This window comes from Pseudomonas sp. NS1(2017) (assembly GCF_002269425.1).
GTDB classification, from domain to species: Bacteria; Pseudomonadota; Gammaproteobacteria; order Pseudomonadales; family Pseudomonadaceae; genus Aquipseudomonas; species Aquipseudomonas reactans.
In genome coordinates this window covers 3,053,524-3,076,058 of record NZ_CP022960.1, presented here as the reverse complement: position 1 = coordinate 3,076,058, position 22,535 = coordinate 3,053,524, and the positions used below count along the sequence as shown (strand labels likewise).

Sequence of the window (22,535 nt, the reverse complement as noted above, 5' to 3'; positions counted from 1 at the left end):
GGGCTGCGCGGTATAGTCCGGGCATTGATGAATGCGAGGAAACACCGATGAAGTTCGAAGGCACCCAGGCCTATGTGGCTACCGATGACCTGAAACTGGCCGTCAACGCCGCCATCACCCTGGAGCGGCCGCTGCTGGTCAAGGGCGAGCCCGGCACTGGCAAGACCATGCTCGCCGAGCAATTGGCCGAGTCCTTCGGCGCCAAGCTGATCACCTGGCACATCAAGTCCACCACCAAGGCGCATCAGGGCCTGTACGAGTACGACGCGGTGAGCCGCCTGCGCGACTCGCAGCTGGGTGTGGACAAGGTGCACGATGTGCGCAACTACTTGAAGAAGGGCAAGCTCTGGGAAGCGTTCGAATCCGAAGAGCGGGTGATCCTGCTGATCGATGAAATCGACAAGGCCGACATCGAGTTCCCCAACGACCTGCTGCAAGAACTCGACAAGATGGAGTTCTACGTCTACGAAATCGACGAGACCATCAAGGCCAAGAAACGCCCGATCATCATCATTACTTCCAACAACGAAAAAGAACTGCCGGACGCCTTCCTGCGTCGCTGCTTCTTCCACTACATCGCCTTCCCCGACCGCACCACCCTGCAAAAAATCGTCGATGTGCACTATCCCGACATCAAGAAAGACCTGGTCAGCGAAGCGCTGGACGTGTTCTTCGACGTGCGCAAAGTGCCCGGCCTGAAGAAAAAACCCTCCACCTCCGAACTGGTGGACTGGCTCAAGCTGCTGATGGCCGACAACATCGGCGAAGCCGTGCTGCGCGAACGCGACCCGACCAAAGCCATCCCGCCGCTGGCCGGTGCGTTGGTGAAGAACGAGCAAGACGTGCAGTTGCTGGAGCGTCTGGCGTTCATGAGCCGTCGCGGTAATCGCTGATGCTGCTCAACCTGTTCAACGAGATGCGTGCCGCCAAGGTACCGGTGTCGGTGCGCGAGCTGCTCGACCTGATCAACGCGCTGAAAATGCGCGTGACCTTCGCCGATATGGACGAGTTCTACTACTTGGCCCGGGCGATCCTGGTGAAGGACGAGCGGCATTTCGACAAGTTCGACCGGGCCTTCGGCGCTTATTTCAATGGCCTGGAAAAACTCGACGACCACCTGCAAGCACTGATCCCCGAAGACTGGCTGCGCAAGGAATTCGAACGTTCGCTGACCGATGAAGAACGCGCGCAGATCCAGTCTCTTGGTGGCCTCGACAAACTCATCGAGGAATTCAAGAAACGCCTGGAAGAACAGAAAGAACGCCATGCCGGCGGCAACAAGTGGATCGGCACCGGCGGCACCAGCCCGTTTGGCTCCGGCGGCTACAACCCGGAAGGCATCCGCGTCGGCGACGCCGGCAAGCGCCAGGGCAAGGCCGTTAAGGTGTGGGACCAGCGCGAGTACAAGAACCTCGACGACCAGGTTGAACTGGGCACACGCAACATCAAGATCGCCCTGCGCCGCCTGCGCAAATTTGCGCGCCAGGGCGCGGCGGAAGAGCTGGACATCGACGGCACCATCGACCACACCGCCCGCGATGCCGGCTTGCTGAACATCCAGATGCGCCCGGAGCGGCGCAACACCATCAAGCTGCTGTTGTTGTTCGATATCGGCGGCTCGATGGACGCCCACGTGAAGATCTGCGAAGAGCTGTTCTCCGCGTGCAAGACCGAGTTCAAGCATTTGGAGTACTTCTACTTCCATAACTTCGTGTACGAATCGGTGTGGAAGAACAACCAGCGCCGCACCTCGGAACGCACCTCGACCCAGGATTTGCTGCACAAATACGGCGCCGATTACAAAGTGATCTTTATCGGCGATGCGTCGATGGCGCCGTACGAGATCACCCAGGCCGGCGGCAGCGTCGAACATTGGAATGAGGAGCCGGGCTATGTGTGGATGCAGCGCTTCATGGCCAAGTACAAGAAGCTGATCTGGATTAACCCGTATCCGAAGGACACGTGGGGGTATACGGCGTCGACGGGGATTGTGCGGGAGTTGGTGGAGGATCAGATGTATCCGCTGACGTTGCGCGGCTTGGAAGAAGGGATGCGCTTTCTCTCTAAGTAGCCTGTAGCCGCGTGCTGCGGCTACAGCCTTGCAATCAGCAGTTCTCGGCGTCAATCCAGCCTAACTTCAGGAACAATGCAGAGAACTGTTTGACCAGTTGGGCGTCTTTACTGTCGACCTTACGGTCATTGTTGACGTCCTGGTTGATCGAAACGCCGCCGAGACCATTGCCATCGGCATAAACTGCCGCAGTGTAAGCAACGGTCTCATCGGTCGGTGCTCCCTCGCCTTGATGAAAATGCAGACGCACCGTGTCTGGCTTACCGTTTCCATCAAAATCCCGGGCAAATACTTTCAAGTACTTATCAAACGGCTCGTCGAGGCTAAACCAGTTGAACGCCAGAAACAGCTGAGCCAGTTCAATCGCTTGTGCACGATCGACAGCGTCGATCACGCCGTACTGGTTCACATCATCGGCGATCACCCAGTCCAGTTTCCCGTCATCGGTGATATCGAAGGTTGTGGCTTGATGAACGAGCGTCGGTGCGAGGGTATCGTCGTGAAATTCAAGCGTAACCACGTCGGGCACATCGTTATCGAGTACGTCCTGTCCGTAGACCTTCATGTAGCGCATGTTGAATCCTTATCGTAAATGAACGACGAAGAGTTCCATGTGCGTGCTTGAGAACCAATACGGCGGTGGACTCAAACCGTGTGGGATCTATCCCCTATTGCCTCAGCGCTCAGATGAACCGCTGCAAATACGCCACATGCTGCCGGTGCGCAGTCTCCTGCACCACCGGCGCCAACCGCACCGTCTCCCCCGGTAGGCACTGCGCCAGCCGCGCCAGCGACAACGGCGTCAACGCGCCCAGGCGCGGGTAACCGCCAATGGTCTGCCGGTCATTGAGCAACACAATCGGCTGCCCATCCGGCGGCACCTGGATCGCCCCCAGGGGAATCCCCTCGGAGATCAGTGACGGCCCCTGATACTGCAACGGCGTGCCCAGCAGGCGCATGCCCATGCGGTCGGCGCGGCTGTCCAGGGTCCATTCGGTGTTGAACGCATCGAACAGGCTTTGCCCGCTGAACTGGCCGATCTGGGCGCCGACGATCACGTCCAAAGTGGCCCTGGCCAGGCCTGGATCGCTCAGCACCTTCATTGCGCCGCCGACGCCGGAATAAGCCAAGCGCCCGCCTTCGGCCAACGCCTTGCCGAAACCGTCCACGCCGCCCAGTTCTTCACGCACAACGGTGGCGCAACTGCCCAACACGTCCGGCGCATCGAACCCGCCCGGCGCGGCCAAGTAAGCCCGCGCGCCATTGAATGGCTGGGTAAAACGCAAACGCTGGCCCTTTTGCAGGATAAAACTGCGTCCGGGGCTGATGGCGCGTTCGTCGATGTAAGCCCCCAAGTCAGCACCGGCGAGGGCCAGCAGGCAATAATCCTCCGCCTGTACGGTAAAACCGCCCAGGGTGATTTCCACCACCGGCGCGTCCAGCGCGTTGCCCAGCAGCCAGTTGGCCCAGGACATCGACACCCAATCCAGCGCGCCGCCCTGGGTCACGCCCAGGTGGCGCACGCCAAAACGGCCGGCGTCCTGCAACAGGCACAGCGGTGTGCTGGCCTCGATGATCAAGCGGCTCATGCCTGCGCCTCCAACGGCGTGTCATCGCCACCCAGTGTGATGAATTCGGCGTGATCGACCGATTCGAAGCGCACCGTGTCACCCGGTTGCATCAGGCTGTAGCCGTCTCGCTCACGATCGAAGAGTTTGGCCGGCGTGCGGCCTATCAGGTTCCAGCCGCCCGGCGAGACCACCGGATAGGCGGCGGTTTGCCGTTCGGCGATGCCGACACTGCCCGCCGCTACGCGTTTACGCGGGGTGTTGAGGCGTGGCGCAGCGAGGATTTCATCCACCAGGCCCATAAAGGCAAAACCGGGGGCGAAGCCGAGGGCGAACACTTGGTATTCGTGGGCACTGTGGCGGCGGATCACGTCGTCGATGGCCAGGCCGCTGCGCTGGCTGAGCAGGGTCAGCTCGGGACCGACGCTCAGGTCGTACCACACCGGCAGCACATGGCACTGGCCGCTGCCCTGGGTCTGCGGTTGCAGGTCGGTCAGGGCCTGGTCAATCAATTCCCGTGCCTGGGCTGGATTCAATGCGCCGAGGTCGTAATGCACCATCAAGGTGGTGTAGGACGGCACCAGGTCGACCAACGCCGCGCCGAAACCGCTGCGCAGGCGCTGGGTGGCGGCGAGCATCCACGGCATGTTGGCTTCGGCGATTGCATCAAACAGACGCACCATCAGGCAGTCGATGGCCACCACTTCAATCCGAGGCTTCATGCTGACTTCAATGCCTCGCGGATACGCTGCACGGCGGCGACCGAGCTGGCGTTGTCGCCGTGCACGCACAGGGTGTTGGCTTGCAGGACCAGCGAGCTGCCGTCGCTGGCGGTCAGCGCTTCCCCCCTGGAAATGGTCAGGGCTTGCTGCAGGATGGTGTCGGCATCGTGGTGCACGGCGCCGGGCAACTGCCGCGAGACCAGGTGGCCCTTATTGTCGTAGGCGCGGTCGGCAAAGGCTTCAAACCACAGGGTGACGCCATACTCGTCGCCTAAGGCCTGCGCTACGCTGTTGTCACGGGTGGCAAGCAGCATCAGCGGCAGTTCGCCGTAGGCCGCCACAGCCTGGATCACCGCGCGCAATTGCGCCGGGTTGGCCATCATGTCGTTGTACATCGCGCCGTGGGGCTTCACGTAGCTGACCCGCCCACCTTGCGCCCGGCAGATGCCGTCGAGGGCGCCGATCTGGTAGTGCAGCAGGTCCTGGATTTCCTGGGGGGTGTAGGCCATGGAACGCCGGCCGAAACCTTGCAGATCCTGGTACGCCGGGTGCGCACCGACTTGCACGCCATGCTTGAGCGCCAGGCTGACGGTCTTGCGCATGATGCTCGGGTCGCCGGCATGGAAGCCGCAGGCCACATTGGCGCAATCGATGAACGGCATGACCTCGGCGTCCAGACCCAGGGTCCAGTTGCCAAAGCTTTCGCCGATGTCGCAATTCAGTAGAAGGCGGCTCACGCTGGTCGCTCCTGTAGGCTTTATTTTTTTGTAGTGTGGGATTTTTTACACAGAACTCGCAACTTGTCCTGACCCCCCTACGACGCTTATCGTGGAATGGCTCGATTTTTGGCGCTGGCCCGGTGCGGCGTCCAACTAATAAAAACCGATCCATGCATAAGAAAAAGTTGATCCCATGAATTTGAAGTTCCTCGAAACCTTCGTCTGGGTGGCCAAGCTCAAGAGTTTCCGCCTGACCGCCGAGAAGTTGTTCACCACCCAGGCGTCGATCTCCAGCCGCATTGCCGTGCTGGAAAGCGAGTTGGGCGTGAAGCTGTTTCTGCGCGACTCACGCGGCGTGAGCCTGACCCCGGAAGGTTTGAAGGTGCTCGATTATGCCGAGCAGATGATGGTGACCATGCAGGGCCTGAAGCAGTCCCTGGAGACCACCAGCAGCAAAGTCGGGCGCATCCGCATCGGCGCGATGGACACGGTGATCCACACCTGGCTCAGCCCGTTGGTCGCAGAACTGATGGACCACTTCCCGCTGGTGGAAATCGAGTTGGTCGCCGATACCGCGCTGAACCTCAGCGATCAGCTGCAAAAAGGCTTCCTCGACCTGATCCTGCAAACCGACCTGCTGCGCCTCGAAACCGTGCGCAGCCTGGAGTTGTGCAGCCACCCCATGGCCTGGATCGTCGCCAGCCAGTCGATCTACAACCGTGACTACGCCTCCCTGGCCGAACTGGCCCAGGAGCGCATCATCACCTACTCGAAAAACTCCCACCCGCACCAGGACGTGATCAGCCTGATGCAAGCCAACGGCGTGGCCGCGCCACGCATGAACTGCGTGAATTCGGTGTCGGCCATCACCCGTTTGCTGCGCGATGGTTTTGGCATTGGCGCGCTGCCGCCGGTGCTGGTCAGCGAAGAACTGGCGCGCGGTGAATTGGTGATGCTGCCAATGGCGCAGAAACTGCCGAACTTGCAGGTGGTGGTGTCGTGGCGCGTGGGGGTGGAGTTGGTGGAGGAGATTGTGGGGTTGTGCCAGAAAGTGGTGGCACGGTATGCAGAGGAAGTGGGTGAGGAGCGGATGGTGCTCGCTCACCCTTGAGGCTCAGAGCCCTTTGAGATCACGCTCTTCGATCGGCCGGCTCTGGCGCAGGCGCTTGCCGCCCAACACCACCCAGTCGATCAGACGGAACAGGCACTCCAGGCCGAACGACAACAGCATCGCCCCGCCCAGCCCCCAGCCCATGGCCTCGGGTGTCAGCAGGATCTGGTAGCTGTAGCCGTTCCAGGTTTCCTGGCGAATATCCGAGTCCGCCGCCACCGCCACTTGCAGGGCGCGGATGTACCACGGGCCTTGCATGGCCTGGAATTGCTTGTCCAAGGCTACCTGGCGGTCAAGCATGGCGCCCAGGCTGTTGGCGTCGCTCTGGAACACCGGGTCATCACTGGCGCGGTAATGCGCGACCAATGCCTTCAAGTCGCCATTGAAGAACTGCCGCGCAGTGCTTTCAAACCCGCTGAGGCCGGTCTGGGCCTCGATCAGATGAGCCTCGACGCGCTTGGCGTAGTCGTTGATGAACCCCGGCACTTGCACGCCGACCAACAGGCCAATGGCAAACAGCACCAACCGCAGATAACTGAGCAACATGGTCGATATCCTTACTCGGTGATGCCCTGGCTGACGCATTCACCACGTCGCCACAGGCTCCATTGGCCCGGTTCGTAGCGGGTCCAGTTTTCGTTGTCGGTCAAAGGCTCGGTGGCGATCACGGTCACTACGTCGTTGGGCGTGGTTTCGGCCTGAAAATCGACGATCACGTCGACATCTTTCAAGCGTGCCGGTCCAAACGGAGCGCGACGGGTAATCTGCGCAAGCTTGGTCGAGCAATAGCAAAACAGCCAGTCGCCGTCGCTGAGCAGGCAATTGAACACGCCTTTGCTGCGGTATTCGGAACAGGCGGCGATCAGGTCAGGCAGGACTTTTTCAATGTCCACCGGCTCCGGGAAGGCTTCGCGCACGCGGTTCAGCAGATCGCAGAAGGCCGCTTCGCTGTCGGTATCGCCCACCGGGCGGTAGAAGGTGGCGCGGGGGTTGAAGTCGGCCAACTGGCCGTTATGCGCAAAGCACCAGTTGCGGCCCCACAGTTCGCGCACGAACGGGTGAGTATTGGCCAAGCTGACCTTGCCGACGTTGGCCTGGCGGATATGGCCGATCACCACTTCGCTCTTGATCGGGTAACGCTGCACCAGCAGCGCGACTTCCGATTCGCTGCTGGCGGCCGGGTCCTGGAACAGGCGCAGGCCACGGCCTTCATAGAACGCGATGCCCCAACCGTCACGGTGGGGACCGGTGCGCCCACCGCGCTGCATCAGCCCGGTGAAGCTGAACACGATATCGGTGGGGACGTTGGCACTCATGCCCAATAATTCACACATGCCAGGGCTCTCGCAACAGGGCGGACAACGTTAAAGGCGCGGTTCGACGCGCAGACCGCTCACGGGTGCAGGACGGCGCAAAGGCATGTCATCGTCGTCTTGATCCGGTTCGGCGGCCAAGGCGGCATCCGCGGCGGCCTTGCGCTCACGGCGGGCCTTGGCGGCGCGCTCGATAGGCCAGCGGATCAGCACAAACACCAGGTACACGCCAAAGGCGATCATGCTGTACATGAACAGATCGGAAATGGCCCGCCAGGCGTTATTGCCGACCTTGAGCACCAGGTCCAGGGCGGTGATGGCCACGGCCGGCGCGAACTGGGTCTTGACCGGGTCGACGATGGTCGGGCTGAACAGCAGCACCGCCATCAGCAATTGCAGCGGCTCGCGCAGCCAGCGCCAGATCCAGCGGGTCATGCGCCACCACACCAACAGGCAGCCCAAAGCGGCGAAGGCGTAAAGGCCCCAAGCGGTCAGATAGTCGTTCTCGGTCATGGTGTCCATGGCAAGGTTGGCAAACAGGCGGCTATGATAACGGCTTTTGCGTGTCGCGGCTGCAAAGCCTGCCACCGTCCGCCCGATAGAGAATAATCCCATGCCTACATCGACCGCTCCGATTGCCCGCAAGGCCCAAGGTCCAGATCCGTACGCCTGGCTGCAAGAACGCGACAGCGCTGAGGTGCTCGATTACCTCAAGGCCGAAAATGCCTGGCAGGAAGCGCAACTCGCCGACCAGGCAGCGCTGCGCGAAACCCTGTTCGAGGAGATCAAGGGCCGCATTCTCGAAACCGACCTGTCGCTGCCGTCACCGTGGGGCCCGTATCTGTATTACACCCGCACCACCGCCGGTGACGAATACGCCCGCCACTACCGCTGCCGCCGCCCGGCCGACGACAGCAATCAGGTGGACGACAGCAGCGAAGAGTTGTTGCTGGACCCGAACGTGTTGGCCAATGGCGGTTTCTTCTCCCTCGGCGCGTTCAGCATCAGCCCCGACCACCAGCGCCTGGCCTACAGCCTCGATACCAGCGGTGAAGAGATCTACACCCTGTACGTGAAGGAATTGGCCACCGGCAAAGTCAGCGAACTGGCGTTTGAAGACTGCGACGGCAGCATGACCTGGGCCAACGATAGCCTGACCCTGTTCTTTGGCGAACTGGACGACACCCACCGCCCGCACAAACTGTATCGCTATCGCCTGGACGGCACGGCGGCGCAGGAAGTGTTCCATGAACCCGACGGACGTTTCTTCCTGCATTGCTACCGTTCCAGCTCCGAGCGCCAGTTGCTGCTGTCCCTCGGCAGCAAGACCACCAGCGAAGTCTGGGCGCTGGACGCCGATCAGCCGCACCTAGACTTCACCTGCCTGGCGCCCCGGGTCGAAGACCATGAATACGATGTCGACCACGGCCAGTTGAATGGCGCGTGGACCTGGTTTATCCGCAGCAACCGCGATGGCATCAACTACGCGTTGTTCGTGGCGACCGACATTGGCGACGTGCCGACACAAGCTGAATGGCAGAACCTGATCCCCCACAGCGATGAGGTGATGCTCGACGGCGTGAGCCTGAACACCCATGCCATGACCCTGAGCCTGCGCATCGGTGGCCTGCCGGTGATCGAAGTGCACCCGCAGGGCTTGCCGGCCTATCGCGTGGAATTGCCTGACGCCGCCTACAGCCTCTACGTACAGAACAGCCTGGAGTTTGTCAGCGACAAGATCCGCCTGCGTTACGAAGCCCTGAACCGCCCGGCCCAGGTGCGTCAGCTGGAACTGGCCAGTGGCGCGCAACAGGTGCTCAAGGAAACCCCGGTACTCGGCGTGTTCAATGCCGACGATTACGTGAGCCAGCGCCTGTGGGCCACCTCGGCGGATGGCACCCAGGTGCCGATCAGCCTGGTGGTCAAGCGCGACCAGCTGGGTAAAACAACGCCCCTGTACCTGTACGGCTACGGCGCCTATGGTTCGAGCCTGGACCCGTGGTTCTCCCATGCACGCCTGAGCCTGCTGGACCGAGGCGTGGCGTTTGCCATCGCCCATGTGCGCGGCGGCGGCGAGCTGGGTGAGGCCTGGTACCGCAACGGCAAGCAGGAACACAAGCAGAACACCTTCAGCGACTTTATCGCCTGCGCCGAACACTTGATCGCTGGGGGCCTGACCACCTCCAAACAACTGGCAATCAGCGGCGGCAGCGCCGGCGGCCTGTTGATCGGCGCGGTGCTCAACCAGCGCCCGGAGCTGTTCCAGGCGGCGATTGCCGAAGTGCCGTTCGTCGACGTGCTCAACACCATGCTCGACCCGGAGCTGCCGCTCACCATCACCGAGTACGACGAGTGGGGCAACCCGGAAGAACCGGACGTCTACGAGCGCATCAAGGCCTACGCGCCCTACGAAAACGTTCGCGCCCAGGCCTACCCGCACCTGTTGGTGATCGCCGGCTACAACGACAGCCGTGTGCAATATTGGGAAGCCGCCAAGTGGGTGGCCAAGCTGCGCGACACCAAGACCGACGACAACCTGCTGCTGCTCAAGACCGAACTGGGCGCCGGCCACGGTGGCATGAGCGGTCGTTACCAGGGATTACGTGACGTAGCACTCGAATATGGCTTTGTGTTCAGGGCGCTGGGGCTGGTTTAAGGAACTTCGTATGGCGGTCCTGTCTGAACACAGGACCGCATACTGATTGATGGACCAAGATTGCAGCCATGGCACTACCGACGCTAATGAATACCGAAATCCGCGACATGCTCATGGATTGCGGCCTGTTCGACCCGCTGTTGCCGGAAGACTTTCACGTCGCCGCCGGCTATTTCAATATCAGCAGCATTGCCCGCGATGAGGTGATTTTCCTCGAGGGCGATGCCGGCACCTTCATGTGCATCCTCCACAGCGGCCAGGTGGCGGTGCAAAAAACCAACCACGACGGCCAACGCCTGACCATCGCCACCCTGCGCAGCGGCCGGGCCTTTGGCGAAATGGCGGTACTCGACGGCGAGCGACGCTCGGCCAGTTGCATGGCGGCCAGTGACTGCGTGCTGTTGAACCTGGGCAAGGATTCCCTGGAAAAGATGCTCAACGAAGCGCCCAGAGTCGCCGCCAAGATCATCCGCGCGATTGCCATCGCCCTGTCCAAGCGCCTGCGCATGGCCGACGGGCAATTACTCTCGCAACAGTTTTAGCCGCCCGGCGTCTTCGGCTTGCTGTCATTCTGCAGCAGGCCGGGCACCGTCTGGTCCTTGGGCGGCGTGGGCAGCACGATCGGCACCAAGGGCGGCGAGCCGTTGGTCTTGGGCACGGTCGGTGGGGTGACTTGCGGGTACAACGTCGGCGTCGGGGTGCCCGGCGCGCCTGGCGTTGGGGCGGGCGCGACCGGCACGGTTTGCAACTCCTGAGCGTGCGCCGCACCAGAGGCGAGCGCGCTCAACACAATGACCGTTAGAATGCTGCACTTCATCGATGGCTCCATGGCCTGACCGGAATGCCGTTAGGCTACTCCCAACCGCGCAAGAATGCCCTTCCCAATGAGATTTCCATGAAACGTTTCGTTCTGCTGGACACCACCCCGATCCCCGACAACGGCGGTGCCTTGTGCCTGTTCGAATACGGTGAAGATTTCGTCATCAAGATTCAGGGTGGTGACGGCGGCCAGTTGATGAACACGCGCATGCACGGTTCCGAAGATGCGTTGGCGGAGATCCCTTGCCGCAAAGTCGCCGGGCGTGCGGACTCACGGGTGTTGATCGGTGGCTTGGGCATGGGGTTTACCCTGGCGTCAGCCCTCAAGCACCTGGGCAAGAGTGCTGAAGTGGTCGTGGCAGAACTGGTGCCCGGCGTTGTGGAGTGGAACCGTGGACCGCTGGGCGAAAAATCCGGCCGGCCGTTGCTGGACCCGCGCACGGTGATCCGCCTGGAAGACGTGGCCAAGGTGCTGCAAGCCGAGCCCCAGGGCTTTGACGCGATCATGCTGGATGTGGACAACGGCCCCGAAGGCCTCACGCAAAAGGCCAACAGCTGGCTCTATTCCGCCGGTGGCCTGGCCGCCTGCGCCAAGGCCTTGCGCCCCAAAGGCGTGCTGGCCGTGTGGTCGGCCAGCGCGGACAAGCTGTTCAGCGACAAACTGCGCAAGGCCGGTTTCAAGGCCGAGGAAGTGCAGGTGTTTGCCCATGGCAACAAGGGCACCCGACACACCATCTGGATTGCGCAGAAGGTGTGATCGGTTAGCGCAGGGAATTGCGGTAATCGATCACATACGGGACTTTTTTGTCGAAGGTCTTTTCCAGCTCACTGCGGTCGAGTTTGGTCATGCCGCCCAGTTGATGGGCGGTGAAACCGCTATCGCCGACCTTTGAGCCCGGCGCCAGGCTGACCATGCGCTTGGCCACGGCCTCAATGGCGTCCTTGTAGCCACCCTTCTTGTTCAGATTGTACTTGCCCAGGTCAATTTGAGTACGCAGCCAATTGCCCCAATAAAACTCCAGGAACTCCGGCGCGATCTCGCCAGCCTCAGGCTTGCCATACGCGGCCTTGCGGGTGAAATACACCAGGCTGCGGAACGTGTCGTCCTGCAGGTTCTTGAAGCCAAGGTGCGCCGGCAGTTGCTCGGGCGGCAGGGTCTGGCCTTGATTGTCCTTGAGCCAGACCTTGCGTGCGGCCTGCATGCGCTGCCAGAAGTTGGCCAAGGTCGGGCTGTCGCTGAAGTCGTCGGTGACCTTGACCCACATGTTCAAGCGAGGCCCGCCGCCGGGGACTTCCCACAAGGTGGTGAAGCTGTGGTGACCGTCGGTCAGGTACAACTGGCCGCCGGGGCCCACCACCACGGTTTTCATGTCGTCGGGATGGGTGCCCACCGGGTCCTTGCAGTTGAAACTCGCCGGTTTGTGCAGGTCTGCACCCTTGGGCACGTTGTCGGCTTCGCCCTGGCCGTTGGTTTCGCAGTATTCATCAAAGACCTTGGCGGGTTTGTCAGCGAACAGGCCGAGGCTGTAGTAAATCTGGTCGAATCCCACCACGGCCTGGGTCGGGTGCAATTGGTCGAGGGCCACCTCGATCACCTGGCCGGGTTGGGGTGTAGAGAATGCTTGGGCTTGGGCCGTGAGCCCACACAACAACAGTGCAACAGTCCATGAATGCAGACGCATGAGTTTCAGTCCTTATGAGTAAAGTGAAGCGGTTATTTGCATCGCGAGCGGCTAGAATCAAACCTATCCGTGAACCCCCAAATAGCCAGGAGCCATGATGAGCTCGACCAACCCGCCCTCCCACACCGCCAAGCTGGATCGCATCCTTGCCGATGCCCAGCGCGACCGGGAAATGGGCTACCGTGACAAAGCCTTGAAAATGTACCCCCACGTGTGTGGCCGATGCGCCCGTGAGTTTGCCGGCAAACGCCTGAGTGAGCTGACCGTACACCATCGAAACCACAATCATGATGACAATCCCCAGGACGGTTCGAACTGGGAATTGTTGTGCCTGTATTGCCACGACAACGAACACTCGCGGTATACCGACCAGCAATACTTCGGCGACGGCTCCACCAGCAGCCCGACGATTGCCAAGGCCACGCATAACCCGTTTGCGGCGTTGGCAGGGTTGATGAAAAAAGACAGCTGACCCTCCCTCTCTGTAGGAGCGAGCTTGCTCGCGAAGATCGTCAACGATAACGCGTGCATTCAGTATGAACGCGGTGACCTCGAGTTCTTCGCGAGCAAGCTCGCTCCTACAGTTATACTGCGGTCTTTTTCGCCAAGGCACCCTTCCCCGTGGGCAATAAACGCTACAGCTGCATCGGTTTGTACAACCCCAAATCCCCCGAAAACGTCGGCTCGGTCATGCGTGCTGCCGGCTGCTACGGCGTGGCCTCGGTGTTCTACACCGGCGTGCGTTACGAGCGCGCGCGGGACTTCATCACCGACACCAAGAAAGTCCACCACGACATTCCGCTGATCGGCATCGATGACCTGAAAAAGATCCTGCCCTTGGGCTGCATTCCTGTCGCCGTGGAGCTGGTGGAAGGCGCTCGCCCCCTGCCCGAATACACCCACCCCGACCGCGCGCTGTACATCTTCGGCCCGGAAGACGGGTCGCTGGATAAAGAGATCCGCGACTGGTGCGAAGACGTGGTCTACATCCCGACCACCGGCTGTATGAACCTTGCCGCTACCGTCAACGTGGTGCTCTACGACCGTCTGGCCAAGGGCAACAACACCCGTTCGGGCCCCAAGTACTGATCTTTCGGGAACATCCGGCGCCTGCGGGCAGTCAGCTACTTATCAATAGCCCTCGTTGGAGACAGATCATGAGCGACAGCAAAACCTTGCGACCTATCATCGAACACACGCCTTTCGAGACCCAGCCCACACAGAACGTGCACGGCTGGGAGCGCATCGGCTCGGTGGCCGGTGGCGTGATGATGGTCGGCAAAGGCCTGCGCCGTGGCGGGATTTTCGGTTTGATCCAGGTAGCGATCGGCGGCGTGGCGCTGGCCCGTGGTTTTACCGGGCACAGCTCGCTCAAGGACAAGCTGGAACAGGGCCGCCAGGAAATGAACACGGTGCGCACCAAGATCGAACGCGCCGGGGCCGAGCTGAAGAATCTGAAGACCAAGGCCGAAGTCGCGGCCGAGAAGGCCACCAAAACCACCGGCTAACGCAGCAGCTTGTTGTCCAGCACCACCGACGACTCGCCGATGATGCTCTCAGCCAGTTGCACAAACTCCGCGGTGGTGATGCTGTTGGCACGCATCACCGCCTGCGCGAGGTCATCCAATGACCGTTTGTTGTGAGTCTTCACACGGATCTCGCGGTCCAGTTCCTGCAACACCACCACCGCCCGTGACACCGTCGCACCGCTGACCTGCTCGCCGCGCAGGCTGGTCACGTCCTTGCCTTCCTTGTTCAATCGCGCCTGTATCGCCTGATACCGTTCGTCGGTGATACCACCGGCCCGACGTACCAGTTCGATGCCGTAGTACTCGGCCAGGCCTTCGCTGATCCAGTCGCTGGCGTCGTGATCATTGAAGCGCCCGATCGCCTGCACCACTTCACGTATCAACGGGCTGCTGCCGTTTTCGCTGACCAGCGGCGTGCGGCTGTTGAGGTAGACCGAATCCCGCGCCGAGAACGCGCCACGGCGCATCGGGTCGCTGGCGCCCACCACCAGCAGCTTGGCCGGATGACGCGGGAAGGCCGCTTCCACTTGGGGCCAGACGAAGGTCAGCAACGTCAGCACGTCCATGCGGCGCATGGCCTGGCCCTTGGGCGAGGCCACGGTGACTTCCGTCTCGCCCAGGCGCACGCGACGGCTGCCGAGGTTGCCGGCGAGCATCCAGCCGGTGGGCCGGTCGAATAGGCGGGAGACGTTATCAATGCGAAATTTGTACTTGCCGATGCGCGGCCAAGCGGTTTCAACGCTTTTCCAGCCGGCTGGCAGTTCGAACACCAGGCGTGAGACCAACTCGACGCCGTCTTGCTGGTCCAGTTTCGCCGTCGGCACCAGGTCTTCGCCGCGAAACAACGCCCAGCTCGGCGTCATCCGCGTTTCATAGATACCGGCCTTGCGTGCATGGGTGAGGCGTACGCGGTAGGTCAGGCTGGCTTTGTTGGCGCTGGGTTGCCACAGACCGCGATGCTCGGTGACGCTCCACTGGCCGTCGGCCTTGAAGTCGCTGTAGTCACCCTCGGCACCAAGGTCGAAGTTCAGGCTGCGCACCGCCGAGCCCTGGGACAGACTCACCCGCACCTCGGCCTGATCACTCTGGGGCAACAGTTTGACGTGATAATCCAGGTCGACTTTCTTCGCGCACCACGCCGATGTGCTCAGCGTCAGCAACACCAACGATGCCGCCAGCTTGATTGCCCCCCTCATACCCACTCCTTGTCAGCCTGCGCGGAAAATCAGGTAATCCTCCCAGTCGTCTTCGGGCACGCTGCCTTCGCTAAGCATGCGCCCGGACTGGGAAATGCGTTCGTGGTGCACGGCATCGCGGTCGCCGCAGACCAAGTGGTGCCACAGCGGCAGGTCCTTGCGTTCGCTGACCAGGCGATAGCCGCAGGTGGGCGGCAACCATTTGAACTGGTCGGCCTGGCCCGGCGTGAGCTGGATACAATCCGGCACTGACGCGCGACGGTTGGGGTAGTCGGTGCACTGGCAGGTTTTCAGGTCGAGCAGTTTGCAGGCGATCCGCGTGTAATAGACGCTGTTGTCGTCTTCATCCTCAAGCTTTTGCAGGCAGCACAGGCCACAGCCGTCGCACAACGACTCCCACTCCTCCTGGTCGAGGTGCTCAAGGGTTTTGCGTATCCAGAAAGGTTCGACTTTGGCGGCCATGGCTCTACATCAGTATCGGTAGGTGAAAAGGCCGCCAGTCTAGTGCCCAAGGCCCCTGGGGCCAAGCGCTTACGACTGGCGGTGTAACAACACTTGTCAGTCTAGTGGCCGCGCAGTAGTTTTGAGCGCCGAATTGACGATCAGGAACTGCTCCATGACACGTGTTGCCGATTATCCGATCCACACCCAGTTCACCGACCGTTGGTCGCCCCGCGCCTTCACCGGCGAGAGCATCTCCAAGGAGACCCTGCTGAGTTTCTTCGAAGCCGCGCGCTGGGCGCCGTCCGCCTACAACTCGCAGCCTTGGCGCTTTCTCTACGCGCGACGCGACACGCCGGACTGGGAGCGTTTCCTGGGTTTGCTGAATGAATTCAACCGCAACTGGGCGCAGCATGCGTCGGCCCTGGTGATCATCGCGTCGAAAACCGACTTCACCGCCCCCGGCGCTACGGAAGAAACCCCGGCCCTGTGGCACACCTTCGACACCGGCTCGGCTTGGGGCCACCTGGCGCTGCAAGCCAGCCTCAGCGGCTGGCACTCCCACGGCATGGCCGGCTTCGACCAGGAGCTGACCCGCAAAGAGCTGAAAATCCCGGAAGGTTATGCCCTGCATGCCGCCGTGGCGATCGGCAAGCTGGGGGACAAGTCGAGCTTGCCGGAGTACCTGCAAGGTCGTGAGGCGCCAAGCCCGCGCCGTCCGTTGAGCGAGTTGGTCTCAGAAGGTGATTTCAGCCTGTAATGCCGAGAGGAGCCGGCATGCCGGCTCCTCTGCTATCAGTAACCGCGCTCGAAATCCACGGTTCCACGCAATGCTTGCTTGGCCTGATACGCCCGCACATTTTGTACGAACAGTTCCACCATCAATGCCGGTGACGTCGGCGCCGAGCTGTGGCCAGTCAGCAACAGCCCCCAGGCGGTCCAGAACGGATGACGTTGGGGCAACGGCTCCTGGCGGCATACATCAATCACCGCACCGGCCAGATGCCCTTCTTTCAAGGCCTCGACCAGGTCCGCATCCACTACCGACACACCACGCCCAACGTTGATAAACAACCCGGTCGGCTTGAATTGCTTGAACAGCGCCGCATCGTACAGGTCATGGGTACTTGGCGTGTTGGGCAGCAGGTTGATCACGTAGTCCACCTCGCCCACCAGGCGACCCAGTGCGTCGAGCCCGGCCACTTGGATAAACGGTGCCTGTTCCCGAGCGGAACTGGCGATGCCGTACAGCTTCACGCCGAACGGTACCAGGAACTCGGCAACGCTCTGGCCTATATCGCCGGTGCCGACGATCAGTACCTTGCGCCCCGCCAGGCTCTGGCCCATGCGGTTGTCCCATTTGCGTTCGACCTGGCTGACCAGGCGCGCCAGTACTTCGCGTTCATGGCCGAGCATATAGGTGAGCACGAATTCGGCCATGACCTGGCCATAAATGCCCACCGCACGCGTCAGGCGATAGTCGCGGGGCAAGCCTTCAGCCAGCAACGGAGTGATGCCGGCCCAGGTCGATTGCAGCCATTGCGGATGATGGCCTTGGCGCAGCAGCGTCGCCAGCAGGTCCGGCTGGCCCAGCCAGACCGGGCAATCGGCGGCCAGGCGCGACAGTTCTGCCGAGTCGCCGCTGGTCAGCACTTCAAGGTCCGGTGCCGCTTCGCCGAGCAATTGGGCGTAGAGCGGGTGATCCTGTTCAGCAATCAGAACACGCATGCATAAAACCTTTCAAAAACAGTACGGACGGCTGCCCGCATCCTTACGGCCACCGCCCATTTATACGATTCCATTGAAGCAAGTGCCCCGGACGGAGCACCGGTCGATCACATCGGGTCGTTGCGGCGCAGCAGTTCTTCGGGCAAGTGTTCGATGTACTCGTCCTCGGGCGGCGGCATTTGCAGGTGGTAACCCTGTTTGTCGAGGTTTTCCAGCACCTGCACGATGTCTTCCTGTTGCAGTTTGCGTTCAGGCGTCAGTACCAGGTTGAACGCATGTACCGGCTTGCCGAATACGGTGAGCAGGCCTTCAGGCACGCGCTCGAGGGCATCGCTTTTCAGGACGTAAAGGTACATGCCGGCGCGTTTAGGGCTGCGGTAGATGGAGCAGATACGTTTCAAGGCTGTTCTCCGGCGGTAGCCAGGCTGTCAAGCAGCGCCTGGCCCATCAACTCGCGGCGCCAGCCACGCAGCGAGTCTGGCAATTTATAAGGCCCATCGGGGTAGCCACTTTTGACCAGGGCTTCGAGGGTTTTCTTGCGCAGCATCAGTTCCGGCGCCATCTCCAGGCGTTCGGCTTCGGTCTGGCCAAGGGCGCGCAGTTGCTTGATCAGCGCGGCGGCATCCACCGGCAACGGTTCGGCAACGGCAGGCGGCCATTGGTCCATCGGCACGCTGCCGGCACGCTTGATCAGGTCCAGCAGGAACTGGCCGTCCTGACGCACGGTGCGCGGGTGCATGTCTTCGATCTTGCCCAGGGCGGCGAGGTTATCCGGCTGGGATTTGGCCAGGGGCCATAACGAGTGTTCGCGAATGATGCGGTTGCGCGGCAGGTCACGAGCCCGGGCCTGCTGCTCGCGCCAGGCGCACAGTTCACGCAGTACGGCGAGTTGGGCGCGGGACAGTTTCCAGGCCAGCTTGGCGTCGCGGTACACCTCGTAGGGGTCGACTTCACGGCGCAGGTTGGCGACCAGCTCCGCACCGTCTTCCAGCACCCAGGCGTACTTGTCGTCCGACAGCTGCGGACGCAGGCGGGTGTAAACCTCGGCCAAGTGCACCGCGTCTTCGGCGGCGTAGCTGACTTGCGTCTCGGACAAGGGGCGCTGCAGCCAGTCCGAACGGGTCTCGCCCTTGGGCAGCTCGATATCCAGCACGGCTTGCACTAGGCGCGAATAGCCCATGGAGAAACCAAGGTTCAGGTAAGCGGCGGCCAACTGGGTGTCGAACAACGGCACTGGCAGGCTGCCGGTCAAGCGCAGCAACACTTCCAGGTCTTCGCTGCAGGCATGCACCACCTTGATCACCGCCGGGTTCTCCAGCAAGGCGGCCAAGGGTTGCCAGTTGTCGATGGTCAGGGGATCGATCAGGTAAGCGCGCACGCCATCACCAATCTGGATCAGCCCGGCAATGGGATAAAAGGTGTCGACCCGCATGAATTCGGTGTCGAGGGCGACGAATGGCAACTGCTGCCATTCGGCGCAATGCTGGCCGAGGCTATCGTTGTCGCAGATCCAGTGAATATCGATGGCCACACGGCTCTCCCTTGAAGAATGGCGCGCAGTATATATCGCGAAAGGGGCTAGCGAGCATCCGCAGTGCACAGGCAACCATGAAAACTCAGACAGGAGCTAAAGAATAGTCCTACAGGCGGGGCTTATCCTCTCTTACGCAGCACGTAGACCCGCCACTGGCTTGAGCCCGGCATGAATTCCTGATGATGCAGGACCTTGAAGCCCGCCTGGCGGAACTCATCTTCGACGGCGGTACGAGAGTTGACCGAGACAATCACCGTGTCGCGGCTGACCCGGTGGAACTCGCGCAGTAGGGCCAAGCGCCCTTCACTGCTGGGCACATGGCGAAACAATTCCAGGCAGAAAATGCAATCCACCGCATTCGCCGACAAGCTGATAGAGAACGCCGAGCCCTGGAAGGTCTTGACGCGTTTGAGCAAGGACGCCGGGTGATGGCTGCGGGCATGGTCGAGCATGTCCTGGGAGTTGTCCGACGCCAGGATCACCCGGTTGACGTGTTCGGCCAACACTGGCCAGAAGCGCCCCGAGCCACAGGCCAGGTCCAACACCAACCCCGGTTCACCGGAGACTTTCAGCGCCTGGCGCACCATCCGCTCGTCGCGCCACGACGCCAAGCGCTGCCGCAGCCCTGGCGGGCGTGCATCGCCGCAGACCCTGGCGTGCTCGCGGTCACAGCGCTCGGCGTATTCAATCTCGATGGAGGATGGTGGCTGTGGCAACATCGCGGGCTCATATGGGTGGAACGGCAGTGAACGACCTTGATGCGCAGCTTAACCAGTGCAATGTCAAAAAAAGGTCGAAACGCTCACCACCGAAACGCCGATCACGCCTGATGCAAATACCAGCGCCAATCCTGCTCGCCCACTTCGCCCATGAACTGGCGGTATTCGGCGCGCTTGACCGCCAGGTACACGTCGAGGAATTCACTGCCGAACGCGTCCCGCGCCCAGCTCGAACCTTCCAGGGCGCGCAGGGTGGTCAACCAGTCGGTAGGCAGCAACTCCTTGGCCTGGGCGTAGCCATTGCCTTCTACCGGGGCGCCGGGGTCGCGCTGTTCGCGGATGCCGCGATGGATGCCGGCCAGAATCGCGGCAGCGGCCAGGTAAGGGTTGGCGTCGGCACCGCAGATTCGGTGCTCGATATGTCGAGAACTCGCTGGCCCGCCCGGCACGCGCAGGCTGACGGTGCGGTTGTCCACGCCCCAAGTGGCGGCCAGCGGGGCGTAGCTGTTGGTCTGAAAGCGGCGATAGGAGTTGGCATTGGGGCAGAACATCAGCAAGGAATCGAGCAAGGTGCTGAGCATGCCGCCCACCGCCTGGCGCAACAGCGGCGTGCCGTCGGTGGCTTCGCTGGCGAACAAGTTATTGCCCTCGGCATCCGCCAGGCTCACGTGCATGTGCATGCCGGTGCCGGCCACGTCGTCGAACGGCTTGGCCATGAAGCAAGCCGTCATCCCGTGTTTATGCGCCACACCCTTGACCAAACGTTTGTAACGCACCGCTTCGTCCATGGCTTGCAGGGCGTCGGCGCGGTGGTCCAAGGTGATTTCCACCTGGCCCGGCGCATATTCGGAGATGGCCGTACGCGCCGGGATGCCTTGCAGTTTGCAGGCGCTGTAAAGGTCAGCGAGGAAGGGTTCGATCTGTTCCAACTCGCGCAGGCCGTAGACCTGAGTCGAGCGCGGGCGCCCGCCGTCCACATCCCGCGCCGGCTGCGGGCGGCCGTTGCTGTCGGGTTTCTGGTCGAGCAGGTAGAACTCCAGCTCCGCCGCCATCACCGGGTAGTAACCGTCAGCCTTGAGCCCGTCGATCACCTTGGCCAGCAAATGCCGGGGATCGGCGACGGTCGCGGGCAGGCCTTCGGTGGGGTGCATGCTGACTTGCACGGCCGCCGTCGGAATCAGGCGCCACGGCATGCGCTGCAAACTGCCGCTGATCGGGTAGGCGCGGCAATCGATATCACCCACCTCCCACACCAGCCCGGAGTTTTCCACGTCGTCGCCATTGATGGTCAGGCCAAGAATGGTACTGGGCAACGGCCGGCCGCTTTCATACACCGCCAGCAACTCATCGCGGTGCAGCAACTTGCCGCGTGGCACGCCGTTGTTGTCGAGGATAAACAGCTCGAACATCTCGATGTCCGGGTTTTGTTCAAGAAAGGACTGGGCTTCGTGCAGGCAGGCAAAGACACTCATGGGCATTCTCATACGTGTGGGTCAGGCAGGCGCGCAGGTGCGCGCCATCCAGGGGATGGATCAACGTAGGAATGCGCTATCTGGTGGGCGTGCGTGTCGGCAGTGGAACAGGGCCCAGAACGCGAGATCGGACGGCAGTGTCGCGGGGTGGGTATCGGAGGAGCCGTCCATGCAGGAATCACAGTGCTAGAGGTAACCGCCAGCGTCACACGCCTGCACAGGTGATTAAATTCAGGGTTGACGGAGTTTGGTTGCGACTTGGCTAAACATTCGCCGTATCCACACGCCCTCTACCTCTGTAGGAGCGAGCTTGCTCGCGAAGGTCGTTAACGATAACGCTGGCCGTCAGGATAAACTCGGCGGCTTGATTTTTTCGCGAGCAAGCTCGCTCCTACAAAAACAATAGCCCCCTGCCCCGAGGACTCGACCGCATGAAAGCTCCTTTCGCCCTCTGTGTACTGGCAAGTCTGGCCACCAGCGCCCTGGCCGACACCGCGCCTTCACGCCTCGACCAGGTGCTCCAGCGCGGTACGCTGACCGTTTGCACCACTGGCGACTACAAGCCCTACACCTCGCTGCGCGCCGACGGCAGCTATGAAGGCATCGACATCGCCATGGCCGAGTCCCTGGCCAAGAGCCTCAACGCAAAGATCCAATGGGTGCCCACCACCTGGAAAACCCTGATGCCGGACTTTCTGGCCCAGCGCTGTGACATTGCCGTGGGCGGGATTTCGGTGTCGCTGGAGCGCCAGAAAAAAGCCTTCTTCAGCCAATCCCTGGGCGTCGACGGCAAAATCCCGTTGGTGCGCTGTGCCGATGTGCAGCGCTACCAGACCGTCGAACAGATCAACCAGCCCCAGGTACGCGTAATCGAACCGGCCGGCGGCACCAACGAAATATTCGCCCGTGCCCACTTGGGCCAGGCGCAGATCCGCCTGCACGACAACGTGACCATCTTCGATGAACTGCTGGCGGGCAAGGCCGATGTGATGATCACCGACGCCAGCGAAGCGCGTTACCAGCAGAAGCTCAAGCCGGGGCTGTGCGCGGTGAACCCCGAGCGGCAGATGCAGTACAGCGAAAAAGCCTTCCTGTTGCCCCGTGATGATGTGGCCTGGAAAAGCTACGTCGATCAATGGCTGCACCTGAGCCAGGCCACCGGGGCCTATGACGCTATCGTTAGCCAGTGGTTGGCGGCGCCTTGAGCCACAGCCGTCTACGCTGTTGTCACACCAACAATAACGAGGGATGGGTA

Annotated in this window: 27 protein-coding genes; 11 read left to right on the top strand and 16 right to left on the bottom strand. The window is 61.6% G+C overall.

Annotated elements, in window-relative coordinates; all coding sequences use genetic code 11:
* Window positions 1–47 precede the first annotated feature (47 nt).
* Both CI807_RS14555 and CI807_RS14550 read left to right on the top strand, forming a co-directional pair.
* Window positions 48–893, top strand: coding sequence for a MoxR family ATPase (locus CI807_RS14555; RefSeq protein WP_003210690.1), 846 nt, complete (start codon window positions 48–50; stop codon window positions 891–893).
* The gene (locus CI807_RS14550) at window positions 893–2,071 is read left to right on the top strand and encodes a VWA domain-containing protein (RefSeq protein ID WP_016975243.1); all 1,179 of its coding nucleotides are present in this window, start codon (window positions 893–895) and stop codon (window positions 2,069–2,071) included. Before CI807_RS14555 ends, CI807_RS14550 begins: the two co-directional genes overlap by 1 nt.
* A gap of 34 nt (window positions 2,072–2,105) precedes the next feature.
* Here CI807_RS14550 and CI807_RS14545 read toward each other — a convergent pair whose 3' ends face one another.
* The 4 genes from CI807_RS14545 to CI807_RS14530 all read right to left on the bottom strand — a co-directional run bounded on the left by CI807_RS14545 (window position 2,106) and on the right by CI807_RS14530 (window position 5,098).
* The gene (locus tag CI807_RS14545) at window positions 2,106–2,645 is read right to left on the bottom strand and encodes a hypothetical protein (protein WP_095015123.1); all 540 of its coding nucleotides are present in this window, start codon (window positions 2,643–2,645) and stop codon (window positions 2,106–2,108) included.
* 109 nt (window positions 2,646–2,754) lie between these two features.
* On the bottom strand, window positions 2,755–3,660 hold the full coding sequence (locus CI807_RS14540; RefSeq protein ID WP_095015122.1) for a biotin-dependent carboxyltransferase family protein: 906 nt from the start codon (window positions 3,658–3,660) through the stop codon (window positions 2,755–2,757).
* Window positions 3,657–4,361: an allophanate hydrolase subunit 1 gene (locus CI807_RS14535; protein ID WP_095015121.1), complete on the bottom strand. Its 705-nt coding sequence runs from the start codon at window positions 4,359–4,361 to the stop codon at window positions 3,657–3,659. Before CI807_RS14535 ends, CI807_RS14540 begins: the two co-directional genes overlap by 4 nt.
* Window positions 4,358–5,098 (bottom strand): 5-oxoprolinase subunit PxpA, encoded by a 741-nt coding sequence (locus CI807_RS14530; protein ID WP_095015120.1) that lies wholly within the window; start codon window positions 5,096–5,098, stop codon window positions 4,358–4,360. Before CI807_RS14530 ends, CI807_RS14535 begins: the two co-directional genes overlap by 4 nt.
* 175 nt (window positions 5,099–5,273) lie before the next feature.
* Here CI807_RS14530 and CI807_RS14525 point away from each other — a divergent pair, with 175 nt between their 5' ends.
* Complete coding sequence (locus CI807_RS14525) at window positions 5,274–6,191, top strand: LysR family transcriptional regulator (RefSeq protein WP_038846225.1); 918 nt, start codon at window positions 5,274–5,276, stop codon at window positions 6,189–6,191.
* A gap of 3 nt (window positions 6,192–6,194) precedes the next feature.
* Here CI807_RS14525 and CI807_RS14520 read toward each other — a convergent pair whose 3' ends face one another.
* From CI807_RS14520 to CI807_RS14510, 3 genes are read right to left on the bottom strand one after another with little or no spacing between them, the layout of a single operon-like run.
* Window positions 6,195–6,737: a DUF2937 family protein gene (locus tag CI807_RS14520; RefSeq protein WP_095015119.1), complete on the bottom strand. Its 543-nt coding sequence runs from the start codon at window positions 6,735–6,737 to the stop codon at window positions 6,195–6,197.
* Between the two features lie 11 nt (window positions 6,738–6,748).
* Window positions 6,749–7,525 carry a class II glutamine amidotransferase gene (locus CI807_RS14515; RefSeq protein ID WP_016975237.1) on the bottom strand — a complete coding sequence of 259 codons (777 nt, stop codon included), beginning with the start codon at window positions 7,523–7,525 and terminating at the stop codon, window positions 6,749–6,751.
* A gap of 30 nt (window positions 7,526–7,555) precedes the next feature.
* Window positions 7,556–8,092 (bottom strand): MFS transporter, encoded by a 537-nt coding sequence (locus CI807_RS14510; protein WP_095015118.1) that lies wholly within the window; start codon window positions 8,090–8,092, stop codon window positions 7,556–7,558.
* A 25-nt stretch (window positions 8,093–8,117) separates the two neighbouring features.
* Here CI807_RS14510 and CI807_RS14505 point away from each other — a divergent pair, with 25 nt between their 5' ends.
* Both CI807_RS14505 and CI807_RS14500 read left to right on the top strand, forming a co-directional pair.
* Window positions 8,118–10,160, top strand: coding sequence for a S9 family peptidase (locus CI807_RS14505; RefSeq protein ID WP_095015117.1), 2,043 nt, complete (start codon window positions 8,118–8,120; stop codon window positions 10,158–10,160).
* Between the two features lie 68 nt (window positions 10,161–10,228).
* The gene (locus CI807_RS14500) at window positions 10,229–10,702 is read left to right on the top strand and encodes a cyclic nucleotide-binding domain-containing protein (protein WP_016975234.1); all 474 of its coding nucleotides are present in this window, start codon (window positions 10,229–10,231) and stop codon (window positions 10,700–10,702) included.
* Here CI807_RS14500 and CI807_RS14495 read toward each other — a convergent pair.
* On the bottom strand, window positions 10,699–10,977 hold the full coding sequence (locus CI807_RS14495) for a hypothetical protein (RefSeq protein ID WP_095015116.1): 279 nt from the start codon (window positions 10,975–10,977) through the stop codon (window positions 10,699–10,701). The two genes, CI807_RS14500 and CI807_RS14495, sit on opposite strands and share 4 nt — an antisense overlap.
* 78 nt (window positions 10,978–11,055) lie before the next feature.
* Here CI807_RS14495 and CI807_RS14490 point away from each other — a divergent pair, with 78 nt between their 5' ends.
* The gene (locus CI807_RS14490) at window positions 11,056–11,736 is read left to right on the top strand and encodes a spermidine synthase (RefSeq protein ID WP_095015115.1); all 681 of its coding nucleotides are present in this window, start codon (window positions 11,056–11,058) and stop codon (window positions 11,734–11,736) included.
* 4 nt (window positions 11,737–11,740) lie between these two features.
* Here the strand turns inward: CI807_RS14490 and CI807_RS14485 are convergent, their stop codons facing one another.
* Window positions 11,741–12,661 carry a ParB/Srx family N-terminal domain-containing protein gene (locus tag CI807_RS14485; RefSeq protein WP_095015114.1) on the bottom strand — a complete coding sequence of 307 codons (921 nt, stop codon included), beginning with the start codon at window positions 12,659–12,661 and terminating at the stop codon, window positions 11,741–11,743.
* A gap of 97 nt (window positions 12,662–12,758) precedes the next feature.
* Here CI807_RS14485 and CI807_RS14480 point away from each other — a divergent pair, with 97 nt between their 5' ends.
* The 3 genes from CI807_RS14480 to CI807_RS14470 all read left to right on the top strand — a co-directional run bounded on the left by CI807_RS14480 (window position 12,759) and on the right by CI807_RS14470 (window position 14,169).
* On the top strand, window positions 12,759–13,133 hold the full coding sequence (locus CI807_RS14480) for a YajD family HNH nuclease (RefSeq protein ID WP_016975230.1): 375 nt from the start codon (window positions 12,759–12,761) through the stop codon (window positions 13,131–13,133).
* Window positions 13,134–13,282: 149 nt separating this feature from the next.
* A complete protein-coding gene (locus CI807_RS14475; RefSeq protein ID WP_003189607.1) occupies window positions 13,283–13,750 on the top strand; it encodes an RNA methyltransferase in 468 nt (155 codons plus the stop codon).
* A 68-nt stretch (window positions 13,751–13,818) separates the two neighbouring features.
* On the top strand, window positions 13,819–14,169 hold the full coding sequence (locus CI807_RS14470; RefSeq protein WP_033902602.1) for a DUF2892 domain-containing protein: 351 nt from the start codon (window positions 13,819–13,821) through the stop codon (window positions 14,167–14,169).
* Here CI807_RS14470 and CI807_RS14465 read toward each other — a convergent pair.
* The gene (locus CI807_RS14465) at window positions 14,166–15,386 is read right to left on the bottom strand and encodes a hypothetical protein (RefSeq protein WP_095015113.1); all 1,221 of its coding nucleotides are present in this window, start codon (window positions 15,384–15,386) and stop codon (window positions 14,166–14,168) included. The genes CI807_RS14470 and CI807_RS14465 overlap by 4 nt on opposite strands.
* A gap of 12 nt (window positions 15,387–15,398) precedes the next feature.
* Window positions 15,399–15,848 carry a YcgN family cysteine cluster protein gene (locus CI807_RS14460; RefSeq protein ID WP_003172524.1) on the bottom strand — a complete coding sequence of 150 codons (450 nt, stop codon included), beginning with the start codon at window positions 15,846–15,848 and terminating at the stop codon, window positions 15,399–15,401.
* Window positions 15,849–16,002: 154 nt separating this feature from the next.
* On the opposite strand from CI807_RS14460, the gene CI807_RS14455 reads away from it, so the two are divergent.
* Entirely contained in the window at window positions 16,003–16,587 is a 585-nt protein-coding gene (locus tag CI807_RS14455; protein ID WP_095015112.1) for a nitroreductase family protein, read from the top strand.
* 35 nt (window positions 16,588–16,622) lie between these two features.
* Here the strand turns inward: CI807_RS14455 and CI807_RS14450 are convergent, their stop codons facing one another.
* The 5 genes from CI807_RS14450 to CI807_RS14430 all read right to left on the bottom strand — a co-directional run bounded on the left by CI807_RS14450 (window position 16,623) and on the right by CI807_RS14430 (window position 21,280).
* Window positions 16,623–17,555, bottom strand: coding sequence for a D-2-hydroxyacid dehydrogenase (locus tag CI807_RS14450; protein WP_095015111.1), 933 nt, complete (start codon window positions 17,553–17,555; stop codon window positions 16,623–16,625).
* Between the two features lie 107 nt (window positions 17,556–17,662).
* Window positions 17,663–17,956, bottom strand: coding sequence for a YcgL domain-containing protein (locus CI807_RS14445; RefSeq protein WP_033902606.1), 294 nt, complete (start codon window positions 17,954–17,956; stop codon window positions 17,663–17,665).
* Window positions 17,953–19,086 carry a ribonuclease D gene (rnd, locus tag CI807_RS14440; protein ID WP_095015110.1) on the bottom strand — a complete coding sequence of 378 codons (1,134 nt, stop codon included), beginning with the start codon at window positions 19,084–19,086 and terminating at the stop codon, window positions 17,953–17,955. The genes CI807_RS14445 and rnd overlap by 4 nt, the downstream gene beginning before the upstream one ends.
* 122 nt (window positions 19,087–19,208) lie before the next feature.
* Window positions 19,209–19,808, bottom strand: coding sequence for a class I SAM-dependent methyltransferase (locus tag CI807_RS14435; protein WP_095015109.1), 600 nt, complete (start codon window positions 19,806–19,808; stop codon window positions 19,209–19,211).
* Between the two features lie 101 nt (window positions 19,809–19,909).
* Complete coding sequence (locus CI807_RS14430) at window positions 19,910–21,280, bottom strand: glutamine synthetase family protein (protein ID WP_095015108.1); 1,371 nt, start codon at window positions 21,278–21,280, stop codon at window positions 19,910–19,912.
* A 431-nt stretch (window positions 21,281–21,711) separates the two neighbouring features.
* On the opposite strand from CI807_RS14430, the gene CI807_RS14425 reads away from it, so the two are divergent.
* On the top strand, window positions 21,712–22,485 hold the full coding sequence (locus tag CI807_RS14425) for a transporter substrate-binding domain-containing protein (protein WP_095015107.1): 774 nt from the start codon (window positions 21,712–21,714) through the stop codon (window positions 22,483–22,485).
* Window positions 22,486–22,535 lie beyond the last annotated feature (50 nt).